This is a genomic window from Daejeonella rubra, assembly GCF_900103545.1.
Classification (GTDB): domain Bacteria; phylum Bacteroidota; class Bacteroidia; order Sphingobacteriales; family Sphingobacteriaceae; genus Daejeonella; species Daejeonella rubra.
In genome coordinates, this window is the sequence record NZ_FNHH01000009.1 from 33,991 (window position 1) to 55,533 (window position 21,543).

Sequence of the window (21,543 nt, forward strand, 5' to 3'; positions counted from 1 at the left end):
ATCGTTAAACTAAAATATCATTAATTACTTTGCCTGAGACATCTGTCAGGCGGTATCTTCTACCTAAATGCTTAAAAATTAACTTTTCATGATTCAGACCCAGTTGATTCAAAATAGTAGCCTGAAAATCATGTACATGTACCGGATCTTTGACAATATTATACCCGAATTCATCAGTTTCTCCATAAGAAATGCCCGGCTTAATACCACCCCCGGCCATCCAGATACTGAAGCAACGCGGATGATGATCACGCCCATAGTTTTCAGCAGTCCATTTTCCCTGGCTGTAATTTGTCCGGCCAAATTCACCACCCCATATTACCAGGGTTTCATCCAATAATCCTCTTTGTTTCAGATCTGTGATCAGTGCCGCTGATGCCTGATCTACGTCTTTGGCTTGGGAGGCTATTTCGGAAGGCAGATTACCATGATGATCCCATCCCTGATGATAGAGCTGAACAAAACGAACCCCATTTTCCGAGAGTTTTCGTGCCAGTAAACAATTGGCAGCAAAGGTCCCGGGAGTCATTGAATCAGTACCATAGAGTTTAATGATATCATCTGGCTCCTTTGAAAGATCCATAATTTCGGGAACAGCTGTTTGCATACGGTAGGCCATTTCATATTGCTGGATCTTTGTACTGATCTCCGGATCACCAAATTCTTCGTACGAAATTTGGTTTAATTGTGATACCTGATCAAGAAATTTCCTGCGTTCAAATTTGTTCATCCCATCAGGATCCCTTAAATAAAGGACAGGATCATCGCCGCTACTGAACTGGACTCCCTGATGAATAGAATCCAGGAAACCACTCGACCATAATTTGGAATAAACACCCTGACTATTACCTCTACCCCTCGAAAGTAATACAGTAAAGGAAGGTAGATTTTTATTCTCACTTCCCAGGCCATAGCTTAACCAGGAACCCATACTCGGACGATTTCCCTGCTGGGCACCAGTTTGAAAAAATGTTAATGCCGGATCATGGTTGATAGCCTCGGTATGCATTGATCTGATAATGCAAATATCATCTACAACCTTTGCAGTATATGGAAGCATGTCACTTATCCAGTTTCGTGATTCTCCATATTGCTTGAAATTGGCAAATGAACCAACCATTGGAAAGGCTGTCTGATTAGCTGTCATGCCGGTAAGACGCTGATTACCTCTGATTGATGAAGGCAGATCCTGACCCATCATTTCCCTCAGCCTGGGCTTATAGTCAAATAGTTCCAATTGAGAAGGCGCTCCATTCTGAAACAGATAAATTACCCGTTTTGCCTTTGGAGCAAAATGTGGAATACCAGGAGCCAACCCTGCCTCAGAAGAAGCACCGCTAAAAAGGTCAGGAACAAGTAATGAGCCCAGAGCGGCACTGCCAAGACCTAAACTTAGCCGTGAAAGAAACCGGCGCCTGTTAAAATTTAATCCATGTTCTAAAAAGTCTTTTTGCATCAGGATCTGGTTATAGTTTCTTCCAAATTATAGAGTGCAGTAATTACCTGCATCAATGCAGCTACACTCAATTTATTCAATTTTTCAGGGTTTGGATATTCCCCAATGGAAAGGAGCTTATCTGCCCGGCTCTGTTCCTTCTTAAAGGCAATAAGTTGGTCATTATAATAGGTACTCAATAATTTAACTTCTTTTTCAGAAGGCTTCCTGCATACGATCAGTCGAAAAGCTTTTATTACTTTTTCCTGAACCTGAATTGGTTCGACATCCAGTTTCGATGCTAAAACACGTGAGGCTTCAATAACCGTAGGGTCATTCATCATGATTAGAGCCTGAAGCGGTGTATTAGTTTTTAATCGAACAACCTCGCACTGATCCCTGTTGCTGGCATCGAAAATTCCCATCACAGGAGGTGGAACAGTACGCTTAATGAAGGTATACATTCCTCTGCGATACAGGTCAGAACCATGATCCTGTTTATAGGTTCTCAAAATACCACGGCCTGATGAGGCATTTTCCCATAACCCCCCGGGCTGATAAGGTTTTACACTCGGACCGCCGATAGTTTTAATCAGAAGTCCACTGCTTGACAAGATCAAATCCCGCACAAGCTCAGCCTTAATTCGATAGCGGGGTGCTCTGGATAGATATATGTTTTCCGGGTCAGCCTGTAACTTATCTTTTGAAATTACAGCAGATTGACGATATGTGGCGGATGATACCATTTGTTTAACGAGGCGCTTAATATCCCAGCCATGTTCCATAAAATCAACGGCGAGCCAATCAAGTAATTCCGGATGCGTTGGAAGTTCACCCTGCATTCCCATATCACCAGCGGTTTTCACGATCCCTCTGCCAAATATCTCCTGCCAAAGCTGGTTGACAAACACTCTGGATGTTAGTGGATTCTGTTTATCAAATAACCACTTTGCCAGTCCTAATCTATTCTTAGGAAGTTTATTGTCAAATTCCAATATAGATTTTGGAGTACCCGCAGCAACTTCTTTATCCGGAGCATCATAGGCTCCTCGTTTAAGAATATAAGTCTTTCGAAGAGTATCACGGTCTGCCATTACAGATACGATCAGCTTGTTGGTGTCCTGCTTATTGATAAACTTAAGTATATTTTTAACCTCATCATTACTGATCTCGATCATTGGATTCTTTGCGTAAGTTTCTGGTCCTCCAACTGTTGATTGCAATCCAACCTCCTTGATGTTATTAAAAAATGCATACAGCTGATAATATTCCTTTTGTGAAAATGGGTCATACTTATGATCATGGCATTGTGCACATTCCATTGTTACACCAATAAGTGCCTTTGAAAAGGTGTTTGTTCTGTCAATTACATACTGAACCCTATATTCTTCATCAACTACTCCCCCTTCTTCGGTAATTTTGTGATTTCGGTTAAAGCCTGTTGCCAGAATCTGCTCCTTAGTTGCGTTAGGCATCAGGTCACCTGCTAACTGAAGTGTAATAAATTTATCGTAGGGTAAATTAGTATTAAACGAATTAATAACCCAGTCGCGCCATGGCCAGGCTGATCGGTAGCTATCATCCTGAAATCCATGAGAATCGGCATAGCGAGCAACATCCAGCCAATGAAGGGTCATTTTTTCTCCATAGGCGGGGCTTTTAAGCAATTGATCAACTGCCTTTTCATAGGCATTTGGACTATTATCAGCCAGAAATTGATTCATCATATCTAAACCGGGAGGCAAGCCTGTTAAATCAAGACTCAGACGTTTTAATAAATATTCCTTCTCAGCTTCCTGATTGGGTATCATACTCTTTTGTTCAATTTTGCTTAAAATGAAATGATCAATTTCATTTCTGGGCCATTTGGGATCTTTTACTTTTGGAAGCGGAGATTTTCTGGGCCTGGTAAAAGACCAATGTGTTTCATATTTGGCACCTTGTCTGATCCATTTTTCGATCAGATCGATCTCCCGGGAATTTAATTTAAGATTGGATGAAGGCGGAGGCATCAGTATTGAGGTGTCTTTTGAAGAAATTCTCATAAAAACTTCCGACAATTCAGGTTTTCCTGCAACTATAGCATGTGCTTGGGGATTTTCTTTTAATGCTTTAAAAGCACTTTCCTCATTATCTAAACGGAGGCCAGCTTCACGCTTATTAGCATCCGGACCATGACATGAAAAACATTTATCTGAAAGTATCGGCCTGATGTCAAAATTATAGCTTACCTGATCCGGAATTTGTTCTTCAGAACTTTGAGCTCCTCCAATATAATTACAGGATTGTACAGTATAAAGTACTGAAACAAGTAAAAACAGAAAATAGTAGATCCTCTTTTTCATGAAATGAATAGCTGATTATGCTATGTTTAATTTATTTGTCAACTCTAATATACTGAGACCATTAAGTTATATAAAATAAAAAAATACATAGGATATGATTTTCAAAATATAATTATTTAAAGCAAAAAGATACAGACCTGAAAATAATTAGACTTAGGGTAATTATATCCACATTTCGGGTAAAATAATACCCAATATTTTATATTTTTAAATCCCTTACATTTTAATATTTATACTCAATAGATTGGAAATCACCGCCCAAAGCCTCTATTTATTGAAATAATGAATAAATAATTGATTTGCTTCAATCAGGTCCGGATAATTAATGCAGGGCATAAGTTTTGTCAATTAATCGGGTCAATGAAGGTTAAATTTTTTTTTATATTCTTACTTTCTGCTGTCTTATCGGCATTCACGGTCTATTCCCAAAAACTGACACTAAATCTGAATGCAATAAACAGTTCAAATGACCTTTCTCAACATACTATTCTTGCAATACAAAAAGATAAATTTGGTTTTATTTGGTTTGCTACACAAGACGGACTTAATAAATATGATGGATTTAAGTTTGAAATTTTCAAGCACTCCTCAAATAATAAGTCTTCATTGCCAGCAAATCATATTCAAAGTATTACTGAAGATATAAATGGAAACCTTTGGCTTGGTACAAGAGCCTTTGGAATAAGTAAATTTGTAAGAACTAAAAACATTTTTATCAATTATAGTCATGAACCTGGTAACTCTAACTCATTAAGCAGTAATAAGGTTAATAAGGTATTTATTGCTAAAGATGGATCACTTTGGATTGGTACAGAATCTGGTCTGAATGTATTCGATGAAAAGACTGGAAATTTTCATAAATACTTTAATAAGAACTCAGAAAAAAATAGTCTGAGCAGTTCCAACGTACTTTCAATTTTTGAAGATCACCTAAACAATATTTGGGTAGGAACGGATAAAGGTTTAAACCTTTTAAATAAAGATAAAAGAACCTGGAAAAGATTTTCTAATGACGAAATTAAAAATCCTTCCAATTCCTATATTAATGCTATTGTAGAGGATGATCATAAACAACTCTGGATTGGAACTTCCTATGGTTTAAATCATGTAAATACACTAACAGGCGAGTTAACATATTATGCTATAGAAAAAGATAAAAATTCATCTAATGGTGTTAATCCTGTTTATGCACTTGCCAGTTCAAGGAATCAAAAAATATGGGTTGGATCCAATACCACCCTTCAGCTATTTGATATTAGAAATAAAAATGTCATTTCCATTAATGATAATTCAGGAAATGAGAATTTAACTCCCAATGATGGTATATATTCTTTATTAGAAGATAATTCAGGAATTCTATGGATAGGAACTTCAAGTGAAGGTGTTATTAAATATGACCGAAACTTAACCTATTTTCCTGCTTTTAAGTATTCTGTTACCAATACCCCTTCTGCAAAGAATATTGTGAGAGGTATTTCCGAAGACATTAAAGGAAACATCTATTTGGCAACTGATGCAGGGCTGGAATATTATAACCGATCAGATGGTTCATATATTTCATTTAAGCATTCCTCTGCTGATGCAGGTAGTCTGACAAGTAACTATACGGCAGCAGTACTGGTCAACAGGAAAAATACCGGTGTATGGGTAGCAACATCATCCAATGGACTTGATTATCTTGATATCCGTACTGGAAAATTCAAACATTATAAAGCAGGTAAAGGTCAATTTAACCTGAATACAAATTATACTTATTCATTACTTGAAGATAGAAGCGGAAAGATCTGGATTGGTACAGATGGTGGTGGAGTCAATGTATTTGACCCAGTTAAAAAAACCTTCACAAAATATATCAATGATAAGAACGATCCAGGGTCAATAGCCGACAATAGTATTCAATATATATATGAAGACAAGCGCGGTCATATCTGGATTTCCGGATATACAAACGGGCTCAGCATTTTTGATCCTGTCACAGAAAAATTCGCCCATTTAAACACTTCAAATAGTAAACTAAACAGCAATATAACAAGTGTTCTATCAGAAGATTCCAAAGGCAATATGTGGATTGGAACTATGGAAAAGGGGCTTAATAAATACAATCTCAAAACAAAAACCTTTGATTCATATTCTGAGGATAATGGCCTGAGGAATAACACGATAAACTATATAAGTGAGGACAATAGTGGTTTTATCTGGTTAAGTACGAATCAGGGAGTTGTTAGAATGGATCCGGTTAATGAACTTTTCAAGAATTTCGGGAGGTTCAATGGGCTTAAAAGCATGGAGTTTAATATGGCTTCCGGTATCAAATTAAAAAGTGGAGAGATAGTATTAGGAAGTATAAATGGATTCAATATTATTGATCCCCAGAATATAAAGTATAACAAAAACAAGCCTAAAATTGCTTTTAGAAGCCTTGAAGTATTAAATAAAGTTGTGAAGATAGGTGAGGATAATTCTCCTTTAAATGAAAGTCTTATCCTGGCAAAGGAAATAAAATTAAAATATTCACAATCGGTATTTACAATATCTTATGCGGCATTGGATTACACCATTTCAGAAAATAACAACTACGCCTACAAACTTGAAGGATTCGATGAGGAATGGAACTATGTTGGAACAGAACGCAAAGCCACCTATACCAACTTAGATCCAGGAACTTATGTATTCAGACTAAAAGCTTCGAATGAAAACAATATCTGGAATAATGACGGTATCAGCCTCATCATTCATATTTCTCCTCCCTATTGGATGACCTGGTGGTTTAGAGGTTTAGTCATTTTATTAGTAATTGGAATCACTTATTTATTTTTCCGGTTTCAGATTAGTACTGTTCAAAAACAAAAGATCGAATTAGAAAAATTAGTTACCGAACGTACTTCTGAGATCAGCAAACAGGCGGAAAATGTTCAGAGCCTGAACGAAGAACTGAAGAAACAAACCGAGATCCTGATTGAGCAAAAGAAGCAGGAACAAAATGCACGGTTTCTCGCTGAAAATTTAAAACAGGAAGCAGAAAAGGCAAATCTGGCAAAAAGTACATTTTTGGCTACTATGAGTCATGAGATCAGAACTCCTATGAATGGTGTACTTGGGATGGCTTCTCTGCTAACAGAAACCAAATTAACTAAGGTACAAACCGAGTATGCAGAGTCCATCAAAGAAAGTGGTAAGTCCCTGTTAACAGTTATAAATGATGTACTTGATTTTTCAAAGATCGAATCAGGAAAGTTTGAATTAGACGAGCATACCTTTACTTTAAGAAAGGTTATTGAAGACGTGTTTTTGCTGTTTGAACTTAAGATCAAGAAATCAGGGGTTAAACTTAGATATCGCATTGATGAATCAATTTCTGAACATTTATGCAGTGATAGCTTACGTCTTAGACAAATACTGCTCAATTTGGTTGGTAATGCGGTAAAATTCACAGTCAAAGGAGAAATATTTATCGATGTTAGTTTGAATAGTAGGACAAATGATGGACAGGATATTTGTTTTGTAATAAAGGATACCGGTATAGGAATTCCTGAAGATCAGCATTACAATTTGTTTAAGGCATTTCATCAGCTAGATTCCTCGATAAGCCGTAAATATGGCGGCACAGGATTGGGGCTTGTTATTTGTGAACGTCTTGTTAAAATGATGAACGGCAATATTCATATTCAAAGTACCAAAGATGTAGGTACCAGTGTAATATTTAATATTTTTTGCAAAGAGGCATTCAAGGAAAATGATTCAAAAAAAGGAACCATCATTGAAAATTCACACAAAACAAAAGATGGGATCATCCTGCAGCATAAATTTGCATCTGAACATCCATTTAATATTCTGGTGGCAGAAGATAATTTAATGAATCAAAAATTGATCCTTATGATCCTGAATAAGCTTGGATATAACCCTGATCTGGCATCTGATGGTCAGGAGACTCTGGAAATGATGCAATTAAAAAATTATGATCTGGTTTTAATGGATATGCAAATGCCCAACATGGATGGTTTAGAGGCTACCAGATTAATCAGAAGTCTATATGGTGAAAAGCCCAATATTATTATTTTAACTGCTAATTCATCAAATGAAGATAGAGAAAGCTGTTTGAATGCTGGTGCAAATAGCTTTTTAACAAAACCTATTGATCTAAAGCTCCTGGTTCAAAGTCTTCAGGAACTTTACCATCATCATCTTCAGAAAGTATCACTATAATTATATTGGGAAACATCTTTAAAAATGACACACGGTAGAAATACTTTTGTGAATTCCCTCTTTATTAAATTAAACCTATCATGAACTTTGTTTTTAAAAAAACATGCTGAAGAATTAAAAAAAACGATCTGTTTTTTAGCGAATATTTTATTTTCCAAATCTTTTAATCACTTCCTTTTCAAGCCACTCCCTATGTGCCGGATGTGAAATCCCAATCAGAGCCATAGCTCTTTGTCTCAAATTTTTGCCGAATAAATAAGCTACTCCATATTCTGTGACCACATAATGCACATGTGCTCTGGTAGTTACCACTCCCGCTCCTTCTTTTAAAAATGGAACGATCTTAGATTCCCCGTTTTTTGTTGTGGATGCCAAAGCAATAATGGGCTTGCCTCCTTCAGATAAAGCAGCACCTCTCATAAAGTCAATTTGTCCGCCTACTCCTGAATATTGATAAGTCCCTATCGAGTCAGAACAAATCTGACCGGTAAGGTCTATCTCAATGGCCGAATTGATGGCTACAGCCTTAGGGTTAGTTCGTATTATCTTGGTATCATTAACATAATCAATTTCCAAAAACACTACCTGAGGATTATCATCTACAAAATCATATAATTTACGTGTACCAATGGCAAATCCTGTAACGATCTTTCCTCTGTGTTTTTTCTTGTATTTATTATTAACTACACCACTTTCAACAAGTGGAATTACACCATCTGAAAACATTTCAGTATGAATCCCCAGATCTTTATGGTTTGTCAGGCAGGAAAGAACTGCATCTGGAATTGCTCCAATACCCATTTGCAAAGTGGATCCATCTTCAATGAGTCCGGCGCAGTAACGCCCGATGGTCATGGTACCTTCATCCACTCTGGAGCTATAACTTACTTCAGGCAGAGCTTCATTTACCTGAACAAGCGTATGAATCTCACTGATATGAATTATCCCATCACCGTGTGTGCGTGGCATCTGAGTGTTAACCTGTGCAATGATATTTTTCGCATATTTCACAGCTGATCTGGCAATATCCACGGACGTACCTAAAGAACAAAATCCATGTTTATCCGGTGGAGAAACGTGAATCAAGGCAATATCCAGAGGTAAAATATTTTTCTCAAACAATAAGGGTATCTCACTCAGGAAAACAGGAATATAATCGCCAAAATCACTATTAACTATAGTCCGTACATTTTGTGAAACGAAAAGTGAATTAATAAAAAAGCTTTTCCCAAAATCCGGATGATTGAACACATTATCTCCTAAAGTTGTTATACTAACTAATTCAACGTTCTTTAGTTCTCCACTCCTCTTTAAAAGTGCCTTCAGCAGATTTAAAGGAGTAGCAGCGCTACCATGGACAAAAACCCGATGTCCACTTTGAATAAATTTGACAGCATCTTCTGCTGATTGATATTTTATTTCCATTTTTCTTTATAAACCAAACCCAGGCTAATATCTTAATTATAAACATCAGCTAACTATGCAGCCTTTGAAAAATCCCTATTGCTCATGCAGGTTTTTTGTTGATTATGAATGCACTTAATTAGTTCAATTTACAAACTCAGAAATTCCACTTTGCCCGAACAAATCCCTGATGATTCACCGCTTTAAAATCTGTATTTAATTCAGCGAAAAATGATTGCCAAACAAAGTTCATATCTAAATTTGTTGCTAAATTATATTGCAAAGATGGGTAAAGAATTAACAAATTGGTTCCTGGAGAATAGAGTGCAGTACAATTAACTGATAATAAAGGATTTATCTCTTTTGCAACACTGATTAAAGAATTCCATTTCGTTGGCATCAGATTTTCAGGTGAGAGTCTGAGATCAATCTGATTCCAATCAGTAACAGATTCTGATAAACCCATGTTAAAGTACAAAAATCCTGCGCTCAGATACCAGCCATTTTTAAACATATAATCACCTTCAATTACCATATTGACATGACCTGTTGTTCCTTTTTGGGGCAAAAAATATTGAACTTCCCCTTTAAATCCAGCGTCCTGTATGTAACCTGCCCAACCAGCTCCCGCTGTTAGCCTATTTTTATATGATCCACCAATAAACTGAATATCGTAGTTCAATTTATTCAAGGAATATTTCAATGCAACTATCTGTTCAGCCTTACCTGTATTAGCATAAGCAATTTCAAGACCACTCCTATTCTCAAATGCATACTGGACATTGGCACCATCAATACCGGCTCTTTCTTCGTAATCAAAATCTAAAAAATTAAAGGCATTAAAAATATCGTTCGGATTCCAGGTGCTCGTGACACCCCAATTGATTCGTTGTCTTCCAATTCTGATGTTCAATCCGGCATCCGCATAATTAATATTTAAACGTTCAATATTTGTATGCAATACCATTGAGCTATTTAGTTTCCAGGCCTTTTGTAAGTTTAATTTCTCATTATTATTTCTCAGGAACGACTCAAAACCAGGGATGCGCTTCACTTCTCCACCCCAAAACAGACGAGTTCTGATTTCTGTTGTGGCTGTAAATTTTTCAAAAGGAATATACTTGAAATTCAATCGGTTATGAACAATATTTCCGAAATAACTATCGCTAAACTTTCCTTTAAAATGAACTGACTGAAGATCTTTGATATAACCATTGACAAGGAATTTATCAGATACAGTTGTACTATCTTGTCCCAGAACCCTGGAACTCAATAATACATAGCCTAACACCTGTATCCACTTTCTCATTTTAATGGTAGGTTTTTAATTATGCAATTTATCCTCCATGTGACTGGTAGATACAACCGAGGTATCATTCACTATTCTTCCATCTACCAGGGTGATCACTCTTCTGGCCCGGTCAATAACCCTCTGATCATGTGTAGAAAACAGAAATGTAATATTCTCTTCCTTGTTCAGCCTGGCCATAATATCCAATAGATTGGAAGCAGATTTAGTATCAAGATTTGCGGTTGGTTCATCCGCCAGAATGAATTGAGGCTTGGATGCTAGCGCTCTGGCTACTGCTACCCTTTGTTGTTGGCCTCCTGAAAGTTTTGAGGGCCTCTCGTTGAGCTTTTCCTCCATATCAATTTGCTTAAAAAGTTGATTGACCCTGGCATCACGATCCTTCCTCTTTATTTTTTGAAGCTGCATGATAAACTCCACATTTTCTTTTGCAGTTAATACAGGAATTAAATTGAATGATTGAAATACAAAACCAATATTCCGAAGTCTGAAATCAATCAAAGCATTTGCTGATAATTGAGTAATATCCTGACCATTAATATAAATATTTCCTTCATCAGGCTTATCTAAACCGCCAATCATGTTCAATAAGGTAGTTTTTCCCGATCCCGATGGCCCAACCAGAGCCGTAAACTCACCCCTTTCCAGGTGGAGGTGAACATTATTAACGGCATAAACAGGAATTGTATCTTTATTATAAACCTTGCTGACATTATGGGCATCAATTACCGTATCCATATCTGATTCATTTAAAATTCAAAATATTTTCATTTATCTCCTCAAAGCTTCTACTGGTTGTAAGCTTAATGCTTTTAAAGCCGGAAACAGACAGGAAAAGAGAGCTGTTAAAAAGACTATTAAAAAAACATTCAGGATCTTATCAACAGGAAACTCAGGATAGATCATAGAATCAAATCCAAAACTATTCATCATCTCATTCCCCATTCCCGACAGATCAAGTCCTTTTTTATTGAAATAGGATATAATAGCCCAGGACGAAAGAATGCCAACAGGTGTACCCACAAAGGTCAGCATGAAGGTTTCCAGTAAAACAAGAAAGAATATCCTGATACGGTTGGTTCCTAAAGCCAGCATCATTCCGATCTCTTTTGTTCGTTCCAGGATAGCCATAAGCATGGTATTTATAATACCAAATGCAAGTGCAAGCATTACGATAACCATGATGATGTAAGAATACTGATCGGTTGTTTTGACCAGCAGGTTTGTTTCTGGAGAAATTTCCCTCCAGGTCTCTATTTTAGAGTTAATAAACCTTTTGGATAATCGCGACTGAAAAGTATCCATATAATCATCCTGCTTGAGGATCAAAACAATTTCATGAAATTCATCTCCAATTTTAAGCATACTGTTTATTTCCTTCATGGTGATATAAACATTTACTTCATCCAGTGGGGCATTATTACTTTGATAGATTGCGCTTACCCGAAAAGCCCCGGAAACGATTTCGTCACTGGAATCAGTAAAGGTCAACACCAGTTTAGAACCAATATTGAGTTTAAGTTTATCGGCCAGCTTCTTCCCTATTATTATCTGGTTTCTCTTTGCAGGGCTGAAGATATTTCCTGCAATAATTTTATCCCTGAGTTTAGATACTAAATATTCCTGAGCAGGAATAATACCATTAATCTGAACACCTGAACTTCCACCGGGAGTGCTAAGCATACCAGTTGCAATACTTCTTGGAACAGCCAATTTAACTTCAGGCATTGAAGTCAAGCTTTTCAACATCTTAAGGCCATCATGAATTGTATATTCCGGTTTATAATCCTTTTTGAATTCAGGATGATGTATTTGCAAATGCCCCACCTCCACATCTATTACAGTCCGAACCCTGCTATTCATCATACCTGCGTACAGAGCGAGAATAGCAATTCCTGAAAACAGGCCGATCGCAATGGACAACATGATCACAATACTCCTCGTTTTATTACGCCATATATTACGCCATGCCATTATTACTATCATTTCCCCTCCTATCTTTTCATTGAATTAATCGGATCCAAACGGATAATTTTATAGACCGGGTATAAAGAAAGTATCAATCCAATTAGCAGTACAATCAAACTCTGATTCAAAAAGATGTTATAATCAGTCGAAGCGGGAAAAATTGCCTCGAAACCAAATTGCTCATAAGCAGCTGCAGTTTCCCCCTGAAACTTTATTGGATGAATCTTTAAATAATAAATAAGGGGAATACTAATTAAAACACCCAGAATACATCCGGCAAATACGGTAAGTACAGATTCGATCAATAGCAAAACAATCAGTAGTGATTTCTTCATTCCAATAGCCACCAGCATGCCTAATTCAAATTTTCGTTCCTCCATCATCATCAGAATAGTTCCAAATATTCCGAAACAGATGAGCATATACAATATGGCTAGCACATAGAACATATTATTGGAATCGGCTTTAATATGCTGCCTGATATCGGGCATAATTTCCTCCCATGTTTTCACTTCATAATCGGCACCTAAATTTTTGCGCAGCGAACCTGCAGTGGCATCCAGTGCTTCAGTATCTTTTAAGGATAAAATATAGGAAGTAATATTACCATAAGCCTGAAAGAGATCCTGACTCAAAGGCAGAGGCATAAATAATGTTTTGTCGTTCAGATCAGGTGAACCAAATTTCAATATTCCCTTAATTGGATATTTGCCTGCTGCTGTGGCACCATGATATCCCTGTCCGAGCAAAACGATCGTATCATTAACCTTTAATTTTAATCGGGCAGCAAGTCCTTCAGATAATAATACAGATAGATCACTATTTTTAATATACTGACCATCAATCACTTTACTTTTCAAGGAAGTGATCAAATTCTCTCTTTCCGGGTCAATACCAATAATCAGACAACCTTTGGTAAGTTCTTCCGAAGAGGACAGCGCAAATGATTCAAGCCGGCCTGTTAAAGAACTAATATTGGGATTCTTCAGAATCCTGGATTCAATAGTCTGAGAGACTTCAAAGCTATTATCAAGAATTTGTTCATCCCAATAGCCTTGCTTGTGAACTTGAACATAGCCACTGTAAAAACTAACGACATTCTTAATTAAGTTATTAAAGACACCATCTTTGAGGCTATTTGCCAGAATAGATAGTATAACAGCAAAAAATATAGCAGCCATAGTAATTATAGTCCGGCTGCGATTACGCCAGATATTTTTCCATGCCATTCTAAACAGCCACATATTTATTTAAGCATTTTCATTTGTACTATAGAAAAGAAGTTATCCGCAATGGGACTGTTATATTGTATATTTTTATAGATCATTATTGTCTTTTGTCCCTTTTTATCTGCTGGAATCATCTCAAAGCGTGTCGGAATGATTCGATCATGCATCATTTTAATATCAAAGCTGTTCATTGTATTGATCAAATCTCCCTCCTCATCATAAAAGCGGCTATGCAGTTCCAAAAAATCTTTCTTGTCAATGCAAATGATGACTTTACTCCAAACCACAGCAGCTTCCGGCCTGGGGATCATTTGTATAATAAAACAAGATCTTTCCTGAATCAGAGTATCACCAATGATCTTATGATTGTAATCATCTACGACTGATGATTCTTTAACCAGATCATCATTCGTAAAATCAGTACCCATCCAGCTTTGGCTCATCATAGATGGTGGAAGTTTAATAGTGCGTTCAAGGGTTGGAAGCCAGTTCCAAACTTCCTTTTTTCTTTTCAGGAAGGAAATTCCTTTATCTCGTACAGGTGCCTGGATCAGGATCAATGCCAGATCATTACCTTTTTCCCAGATTTTGCAATGCATTTCCCTCGACCAGGTCGGCCTGATAGTTTTTATAATGATCTCTGCCTGCATGGTACTTCCACGCATTTTTTCATCTGCCTTTTTTACTATATCCTTTGCATCATTTACCTGAAAGGAATAAAAAAAATGAAATAATATGAAATAGAGAAAATGGATCATTGGTTCTATGTTTAGGTCAGACCCCAAATTGATTTAGCATTTCTTAAATTAAAATACCTGTAAAACCCTTTATTTTCAGAGCTTTAACAACACCAAAGAATATTAAGGAAGACGTTTAGCAGCCTCTTTTTGTTTTTCCTGACGCCTGAAATATCCTCTGAAGAGGAATGATTTTTTCAAGGCTTCCATGTTCTGGTTAAACCCATCGGTTCCCATTTGAATGTTATCCAGGCTTTTATTCAGTTTATTAACCATTGAGGTATCTTTAAGAAGGGAATTTGCCGGACCTTTGCCAGTGTTAATATCATTCTGTATCCCGGAAACCAGGGAATTAAGCTGAGTACTTAAATTATCTGCCTGAACACCTACTGATCTCATTTTCATTGCTGCTTCATTAAGATTATATGCAAAGGCAGTATCTTTTAAAAGTATACCTGCAGAACCTTTACCGTCTTTTATATCTCCAATAATAGCATGCAGGTCATTCGTCATCATACTGGCCTTAGAGGTAGCAAGTCGAATATTTGTTGCTGAATTCCGAATATCTGCGGGAATTGTTTCGTCACTTAACAAAGTCCATAGGGCAGAACTGTTGTTGATACGTTCTACCGTAGACTTTAATCCTGATACTATGATCGCTACATCTTTATTTGTGTTGGAAAGGGTATTTAATATTTCGTCAGTGTCTAGGGCTTTTTTTGTAGCCAGCAAATCACCTTCGATCGCTATAGCTGCATTTGATCTTCCAGGAACAATATTTATCACCTTATTACCCACTAAACCATCGGTACCGATCGAGGTAATTGCATCTTTCCGTATGATATTCTCCATTTTTGTTTCGATGATCATCGAGACTTCGATAGTGGTATCATTCAGGATATCAATTTTTTTTACAGTTCCTGCCTGTATCCCTGCATAACGAACATTATTGCCTGGGATTAATCCCTGAACATTTTCAAACCTTGCTTTTAACAAGTATGTAGATCCAAAAAGGCTTCTGTTCCTGCCTATCATATATAATAGAAGTATCAGGAATAATAAGCCTCCCAGAACAAAAGCACCAAGTTTAGCATTATTAATTGTTTGCCTCGCCATATAATTCTTATTCAAAAAATAGTTTAACTTTTGGATCTTCAGATTTTAATAATTCATCGTAAGTTCCTGATATATAACACTTTCCATCAATCAGCATTACCACTCTGTTACTAGCCATTTTCACACAGGTCATGTCATGTGAGATGATCAATGAGGTTGTATTATATTTTTGCTGAATCTCAATCATCAGCTCAATGATCTCTTTACTGGTTATAGTATCCAGTCCGGTTGTTGGCTCATCATAAAGAATGATCTCAGGTTTTAATATCAAAGTACGCGCCAGAGCGATCCTCTTACGCATTCCGCCCGATAATTCCACTGGCATCATATCAATAGTATGGGCAAGACCAACATCCTTCAGAGCATCCATTACCATTTCATCAACTTCTCCCTGTGCTACTTCGATCCAGTGCCTGCGTAATGGAAACTCAAGGTTCTCTCTAACGGTCATTGAGTCGTACAAAGCATTACTCTGAAACAGGAAACCCACCTTAGCCCTGATAAGATCCAACTCATCATGGCCCATATCCGGGATATTTTTTCCGAATATCTGAATACTGCCTTTATCCGGTTTTAATAATCCAATTATACACTTTATCAGGACCGATTTTCCTGATCCCGACTTTCCTAAAACTACCACACTCTCTCCTCTTTTCAATTCGAGATCAAAATCTTTCAGGACATGATTACTACCAAAAGACTTACATAAGTCTTTAATTATCATTACCTTATCATCAACTACATTAAGTTTCCTTTTAATAGTCATAATTGGAATTTAATACCCAAAAATATTGGTAACCTGAACTGCAAGCAGATCAATAATAAAGATCATAACTGAGGAAACTACCACTGCAGAATTTGCAGAACGGCCTACTCCTTCTGTTCCTTTACTGCTGTTATACCCCTTATAACAACCAATAATGCCAACTGCAAATCCAAAAAAGAAACTTTTAATAAATGCAGGTACAACATCTCCAAAAACAAGATTATCAAACACCTGAGTCCAGAATAAATTAAAGCTGGTATTCGTATGGATGTTTACTCCAAGATAGGCACCATATAATGAAATAGCATCACCAAGCATCACCAGAACTGGCAACATAAAGGTACAGGCTAAAACTCTGGTAACGACCAGATATCTGAAAGGATTCGTACCACTAACTTCCATTGCATCAATCTGTTCTGTAACTTTCATTGAACCTAGTTCAGCGCCAATACTACTTCCTATTTTTCCTGCAAAAATCAGGGCTGTAATAACAGGACCCACCTCCCGGACTATAGCAATAGCTACAATTGCGGGCAACTGCGATTCTACTCCATAGTCTGCCATTGAGGGCTGAAGCTGCATGGTAAGAACAATTCCCATAATAAAGGCTGTAAGACCTATAAGAGGCAATGATTTATAGCCAATTACATAACATTGCTTAAGAAATTCGGAGAATTCATAGGGTGGCTGAAAGCCATGTCTGAAAAATCGCAAAGAGAATCTGAATAATTCGCCGCAAACGTCTAAGAATGATTTAAAGTCTGACCTGATAGACATGATCTATTTAATAGCGAAAATTTATGCTCCTTACAAAACTATTATTTGTCGTTAATATAAACACTGATACCAGTCAATAATTAAGTTGATGCACCTCACATTTATGACCTTTAAGTACAGATATCTATTTAAAAACATTTTTCAATCACCCTTTACCCTATCGATCAATGCCCTGGCCGTTTTCATATTCCAACCATCAAAACGGCCACGCTGCACTACCAGTGCATTATCTTCCGGATGCTGTAAATAATAATGAAATACAAACTTACCTCTGGGATTTTGCCATCCTATAATTTGGCCAAAGCGCAGATCATTAAAAACCAGGCTATCCCCATGATGTTCAACTGTATAAAATTCCTGTGAGAAGCGAATAAGGTTCTTTAGGTCTTCATGTTCAATTATCGGGTTAAGTAAAAAGTCATTTCTCTCAAAATATTGAAAATCAATGGTCTTGTTTTCATCAAACAGGGATCGGAAACCCACATAATACCCCTTATCATCTCCTGCAACCACATACCATAACCAATTCTGAAGTGGAGCCGGTGTAGTAAAGTACCTGGTATAGCTTATTTTCTTTTCACTTAATATGCTTTTAACATCCCTGTCTATCATTACTTTGTTCACTAAACAATAAATAAGATACAAGGAACTCAGTCCTAAGCCCATTCTTAACCATTTTTTCCGATGAGTATGACCCTTTTTAAGAAATAGCAAGGCAAAAAGGGCTATTCCCGGCCATATTGAAAAAAAAGGATCCGCAACATAGATGGCATTAAATGAAATCCGCTTATGGCTAAAAGGTTCAAACCATCCCACTCCATAATTATTAAAAGCATCTATAAATACATGGATGAATACCACAGAGCTGAAAAACAGGAACCACTTTAAAAGACTGATATTATGAGGACGATGCCATTTTTCGGCTAAAAGTGCCATTATAAAGGCTATGAGGAAACAAAAAAGAAATGAATGAGTGAAGCCCCGGTGTGCAAGAATATTTGAGGATGTTGACATCCAGAAAGAGGCAAGAAAGTCGATATCAGGAATACTCTGAGCTAATGCACCCCAAAGCATTGACTTTCTGCCAAGGGTTTTTCCGGCAAATGCTTCACCCATACAGGCACCCAGAGCGATATGAGTAATTGAATCCATTTGTTTTAATCTATCCTTTTATGACCACTGACGATGAAAACAGTATTAAGCTCTTACAAACAACAATTAAATATACCAGTTTCTAAAGGGATAATTCATGGTGCAGATATTAAAATAAGCCCTGAAGAAAATTTTAGCCAATAAAAAAAGGCAGGAAAACCTGCCTTGTAGATGTCAATTTCGAATAGTTAAAAATCTAAATGATGAAATAATTCTAAAGTTTATCTCTGTTTTCGTAAACCTTCATGATCGCATTGATCACATCATCCATATCCTGGGTTGTTCCCAGTAATGACGCAACTCCCTCAAGCACCACCATTTCTTCATTACATACCAGATCACAATTTGGCATCTGCATTTCCTCTTTATAGCGCTTAAGCCGTGATGGAGAATACATAGCCTTATATTCTCTGAGTCCTAAAATTTCATCTATCCATGGTTCAGAATGAAAACCTCTTGCTATGTATGGGCTGAGATTAATCCCTTCTGCAGATACAGCTTTCAAAAATTTACCTCTGTCGGCATTATTAAAATGCTCCTTACGGTAGCTCATCGCATATTTATAGTAGCCCGAACTTTCAGTCCCCTCATATTTCTTCTGAGGCACTAAACCTTTGAAACCCCTGAGTTTAGAATCTAGATAAGCTGCATTCGCATTTCGGCGTTCAAAACGTTCTCTTGCACCAGCTATCTGTCCCATCAATACAGCACCCTCAAACTCATTCATTCTATATTTGGGTCCAATGGTCACATTGCTTCCTTTCTTGTTCGTTCCATGATTTTGAACTGTGAAACATCTATCCATAAGATCAGCATCATTACCAATAATGGCTCCGCCCTCACCACAGGTGATCTGTTTACTTGCCTGAAAGCTAAAGCATCCAAGATCACCAATTGTACCTATTTGTTTTCCCTGATATTTGGAAAAATTGGCCTGACAAGCATCTTCAATAACTTTCAAATTATGTTTTTTGGCTATTGCCATGATCCTCTCCATATTACATGGCATACCCATAATATGCACAGGAATGATAGCTTTTGTATTCTTATTGATCTTTTTTTCAACCTCATCAGGATCAAGCTGAAAAGAGTCTCTGTCGAGATCTGCCAGAACAGGTAGTGCACGACTGGTCAGAATTGCAGACACAGTTCCAAAATCACTGTATGGAGAGGTTATTATTTCATCACCGGGACCGAAATCCATGGCCTCAACAGAAGTTGCAAGAGCCTGTGTACCTGAACCTGTTCCAATACATAGCTGTGTACCCATTAAACGGGCATATTCTTTTTCGAAAGTAGCAACTGTACCGGTTGGAGACTGAATACGACTCCATATACCGCTTTTGGTTGTCTTCAATACAGACTCAATTAATTTATCATCTGCGATCATTGCAGGCCATTTAGGCCATGCTTTAGCCCGTACAGGTGTTCCTCCAAATAATGCTAATTTTCCTGAATGTTTAGATGTACTACCCATAACAGGAATAACATTTGAAAAAGCTGTAGCAACTGTGGTAGTAGTTACAGCTGCGATAAAATTTCTTCTGCTTAAGTCATTAAATTTCATAAGATGTATTTTTAGAGCCTAAAATGGCCAGCTTAATTAATAACAAAGTAATGAGGGGTCTTGATACTGATATAAAAATTTCAAATAGGTTTTAAATCAATGTAAAAGTTTACGGATCGCTTTCATTAATATTCCTTCAGCCTCAGCGGTTACACCTGAAGCCTGTCCGGTTTCATAACCACCCTGTGCATAGGCGGCTGAATTCCCAATGTATCCTACTGCATAATCACCATAACCTGCCACAGCAACAAATAGATCAGGTCGTTCAGCTTTTGCAGCTAACTGATATTCAACAAATGGTTCTCCCGGTAGATGCAGGATCCTTACATTGCCAATATTTAAACAGGTAAGATCTATCTTTTTACCTGCCTGCAAACGCCTTAACCAAACCAGTTTTGAAAGGTTATTTGCCACAAAAACAGGGGTTTCAGTTTTCATTTTTGCTTCAAGAGTTTCAATACCAATAGCAGGTTTCAATGCTACAGATTCTACATTCCACTGAATTGAACTAGCATTGACAGGCTCCTGTTTGGTTAAGTCCCATGCACGTTTCATTCCATCGGCAAGCCGCTCAGCGAGGATCAACCTATTCTCTTTAGCACCATCATTATACTTTCCGGCTGTCAGATTACCTCCTGCGCCGTTAAAATGAATATGTAGGGCATCCGGAACTGCAAGCTGACGCATAAACCTGGCAATTCCCGGAAAATCAGGGTTTGCCACTCCTGTTCTGTAATAACTTTGCGGATGTGATGCATAATAGCTTAATACGGCAAGAGGTTTATTATTATTCCAGAAACTGATCAGAGAAACCATGGGATCGACCAGGCCTTCAGGTTCTGCCCTCATTGCGGGATCGCGTGTTGCTGAAGTCCGCGTGGCTTTAACCTTTCCATCGGGGCCAAGGATACGGCGGTTAGAAGCAACCTGGTAAACAGGGGCTTCACCCCTGCCAATATGAGTAAATGGTACCGCAAGACTTATCGATTTACTGATCGCTAAACCCAGACGTTTGATCAGATCCCTTGTATAAGTTCCTTCAAAAGCAATAGGATTTAATCCAGCATTTATTAATAATTTTTCAGCACCCAGGTCAGATGCCGGTGCATCATGCTGGTGAATGGCATGTACAACCACTCTCGAAGGTATCGTTCCTGCAGCTTCAGCCATTATGCGTTTAAATTCATCCTGACTATCATTACTGATCCCAATCCAGTCGACAGAACACATCACGATCGGTTGGCCGGCACCCAGGATCACAATGCCTTTAGCACGTAAGCCCATATCCCAACTATTGACCATCGGATCATAGGTCAGGCTGCTTCCTATTGGAGGAGTAGCATCTATATCAAAAGTGGCTATTTTAAGAGTGCTTTGTACCGGTTCAGCAGCAAGTAAAAATGATTGCAGAACAAACACATAAGTGATTATGATACGAATAAAAGGCACTTTGTACATATTTCTCATCGTCTATTGTATTGAAAAGCTGTTTCTTATTAATAAAAATTTAATCAATGATCAGAAGCAGTTTAACC

Annotated in this window: 15 protein-coding genes; 1 reads left to right on the plus strand and 14 read right to left on the minus strand. The window is 37.4% G+C overall.

The genetic code is table 11. The annotated features are described in order from the left end of the window. Nucleotides 1-4: 4 nt before the first annotated feature. Nucleotides 5-1,456: a DUF1501 domain-containing protein gene (locus BLR27_RS08320; protein WP_090703591.1), complete on the minus strand. Its 1,452-nt coding sequence runs from the start codon at nucleotides 1,454-1,456 to the stop codon at nucleotides 5-7. After that, nucleotides 1,456-3,780, minus strand: coding sequence for a PSD1 and planctomycete cytochrome C domain-containing protein (locus BLR27_RS08325; RefSeq protein WP_090703595.1), 2,325 nt, complete (start codon nucleotides 3,778-3,780; stop codon nucleotides 1,456-1,458). Before BLR27_RS08325 ends, BLR27_RS08320 begins: the two co-directional genes overlap by 1 nt. Before the next feature lie 360 nt (nucleotides 3,781-4,140). Between BLR27_RS08325 and BLR27_RS08330 the strand changes: the two genes are divergently transcribed. Further along, complete coding sequence (locus tag BLR27_RS08330; RefSeq protein ID WP_090703599.1) at nucleotides 4,141-7,983, plus strand: hybrid sensor histidine kinase/response regulator; 3,843 nt, start codon at nucleotides 4,141-4,143, stop codon at nucleotides 7,981-7,983. A 147-nt stretch (nucleotides 7,984-8,130) separates the two neighbouring features. On the opposite strand, the gene BLR27_RS08335 is transcribed toward BLR27_RS08330, so the two are convergent. From BLR27_RS08335 to BLR27_RS08390, 12 genes are all read right to left on the minus strand, one after another. Further along, nucleotides 8,131-9,408 carry an acetyl-CoA hydrolase/transferase family protein gene (locus BLR27_RS08335; protein ID WP_090703602.1) on the minus strand — a complete coding sequence of 426 codons (1,278 nt, stop codon included), beginning with the start codon at nucleotides 9,406-9,408 and terminating at the stop codon, nucleotides 8,131-8,133. A 136-nt stretch (nucleotides 9,409-9,544) separates the two neighbouring features. Then, nucleotides 9,545-10,696 (minus strand): hypothetical protein, encoded by a 1,152-nt coding sequence (locus tag BLR27_RS08340; RefSeq protein ID WP_090703606.1) that lies wholly within the window; start codon nucleotides 10,694-10,696, stop codon nucleotides 9,545-9,547. 15 nt (nucleotides 10,697-10,711) lie between these two features. Continuing rightward, complete coding sequence (locus BLR27_RS08345; protein ID WP_090703609.1) at nucleotides 10,712-11,434, minus strand: ABC transporter ATP-binding protein; 723 nt, start codon at nucleotides 11,432-11,434, stop codon at nucleotides 10,712-10,714. Nucleotides 11,435-11,467: 33 nt separating this feature from the next. Then, nucleotides 11,468-12,682, minus strand: coding sequence for an ABC transporter permease (locus tag BLR27_RS08350; protein ID WP_090703612.1), 1,215 nt, complete (start codon nucleotides 12,680-12,682; stop codon nucleotides 11,468-11,470). A gap of 8 nt (nucleotides 12,683-12,690) precedes the next feature. After that, entirely contained in the window at nucleotides 12,691-13,893 is a 1,203-nt protein-coding gene (locus BLR27_RS08355; protein ID WP_221406312.1) for an ABC transporter permease, read from the minus strand. Nucleotides 13,894-13,910: 17 nt separating this feature from the next. Then, nucleotides 13,911-14,651, minus strand: coding sequence for an outer membrane lipoprotein-sorting protein (locus BLR27_RS08360; RefSeq protein WP_090703619.1), 741 nt, complete (start codon nucleotides 14,649-14,651; stop codon nucleotides 13,911-13,913). A 102-nt stretch (nucleotides 14,652-14,753) separates the two neighbouring features. Further along, on the minus strand, nucleotides 14,754-15,746 hold the full coding sequence (locus BLR27_RS08365) for an MlaD family protein (protein WP_090703622.1): 993 nt from the start codon (nucleotides 15,744-15,746) through the stop codon (nucleotides 14,754-14,756). A 7-nt stretch (nucleotides 15,747-15,753) separates the two neighbouring features. Next, nucleotides 15,754-16,512, minus strand: coding sequence for an ABC transporter ATP-binding protein (locus BLR27_RS08370; RefSeq protein WP_090703627.1), 759 nt, complete (start codon nucleotides 16,510-16,512; stop codon nucleotides 15,754-15,756). A 9-nt stretch (nucleotides 16,513-16,521) separates the two neighbouring features. Beyond that, a complete protein-coding gene (locus BLR27_RS08375) occupies nucleotides 16,522-17,289 on the minus strand; it encodes an MlaE family ABC transporter permease (protein ID WP_090703631.1) in 768 nt (255 codons plus the stop codon). A gap of 141 nt (nucleotides 17,290-17,430) precedes the next feature. Then, nucleotides 17,431-18,441, minus strand: a complete 1,011-nt coding sequence (locus tag BLR27_RS08380; protein ID WP_090703634.1) for a metal-dependent hydrolase — start codon at nucleotides 18,439-18,441, stop codon at nucleotides 17,431-17,433. A gap of 214 nt (nucleotides 18,442-18,655) precedes the next feature. After that, complete coding sequence (locus tag BLR27_RS08385) at nucleotides 18,656-20,008, minus strand: DegT/DnrJ/EryC1/StrS family aminotransferase (protein ID WP_090703639.1); 1,353 nt, start codon at nucleotides 20,006-20,008, stop codon at nucleotides 18,656-18,658. A gap of 96 nt (nucleotides 20,009-20,104) precedes the next feature. Continuing rightward, a complete protein-coding gene (locus tag BLR27_RS08390; protein WP_221406313.1) occupies nucleotides 20,105-21,475 on the minus strand; it encodes a hypothetical protein in 1,371 nt (456 codons plus the stop codon). Nucleotides 21,476-21,543 lie beyond the last annotated feature (68 nt).

Excerpts from the sequence above, each read along its gene's own strand:
- BLR27_RS08320 (WP_090703591.1), bottom strand. The coding sequence starts at position 1,456 with ATGCAAAAAGACTTTTTAGAACATGGATTAAATTTTAACAGGCGCCGG.
- BLR27_RS08325 (WP_090703595.1), bottom strand. The coding sequence starts at position 3,780 with ATGAAAAAGAGGATCTACTATTTTCTGTTTTTACTTGTTTCAGTACTT.
- BLR27_RS08330 (WP_090703599.1), top strand. The coding sequence starts at position 4,141 with ATGAAGGTTAAATTTTTTTTTATATTCTTACTTTCTGCTGTCTTATCG.
- BLR27_RS08335 (WP_090703602.1), bottom strand. The coding sequence starts at position 9,408 with ATGGAAATAAAATATCAATCAGCAGAAGATGCTGTCAAATTTATTCAA.
- BLR27_RS08340 (WP_090703606.1), bottom strand. The coding sequence starts at position 10,696 with ATGAGAAAGTGGATACAGGTGTTAGGCTATGTATTATTGAGTTCCAGG.
- BLR27_RS08345 (WP_090703609.1), bottom strand. The coding sequence starts at position 11,434 with ATGGATACGGTAATTGATGCCCATAATGTCAGCAAGGTTTATAATAAA.
- BLR27_RS08350 (WP_090703612.1), bottom strand. The coding sequence starts at position 12,682 with ATGATAGTAATAATGGCATGGCGTAATATATGGCGTAATAAAACGAGG.
- BLR27_RS08355 (WP_221406312.1), bottom strand. The coding sequence starts at position 13,893 with ATGGCATGGAAAAATATCTGGCGTAATCGCAGCCGGACTATAATTACT.
- BLR27_RS08360 (WP_090703619.1), bottom strand. The coding sequence starts at position 14,651 with ATGATCCATTTTCTCTATTTCATATTATTTCATTTTTTTTATTCCTTT.
- BLR27_RS08365 (WP_090703622.1), bottom strand. The coding sequence starts at position 15,746 with ATGGCGAGGCAAACAATTAATAATGCTAAACTTGGTGCTTTTGTTCTG.
- BLR27_RS08370 (WP_090703627.1), bottom strand. The coding sequence starts at position 16,512 with ATGACTATTAAAAGGAAACTTAATGTAGTTGATGATAAGGTAATGATA.
- BLR27_RS08375 (WP_090703631.1), bottom strand. The coding sequence starts at position 17,289 with ATGTCTATCAGGTCAGACTTTAAATCATTCTTAGACGTTTGCGGCGAA.
- BLR27_RS08380 (WP_090703634.1), bottom strand. The coding sequence starts at position 18,441 with ATGGATTCAATTACTCATATCGCTCTGGGTGCCTGTATGGGTGAAGCA.
- BLR27_RS08385 (WP_090703639.1), bottom strand. The coding sequence starts at position 20,008 with ATGAAATTTAATGACTTAAGCAGAAGAAATTTTATCGCAGCTGTAACT.
- BLR27_RS08390 (WP_221406313.1), bottom strand. The coding sequence starts at position 21,475 with ATGAGAAATATGTACAAAGTGCCTTTTATTCGTATCATAATCACTTAT.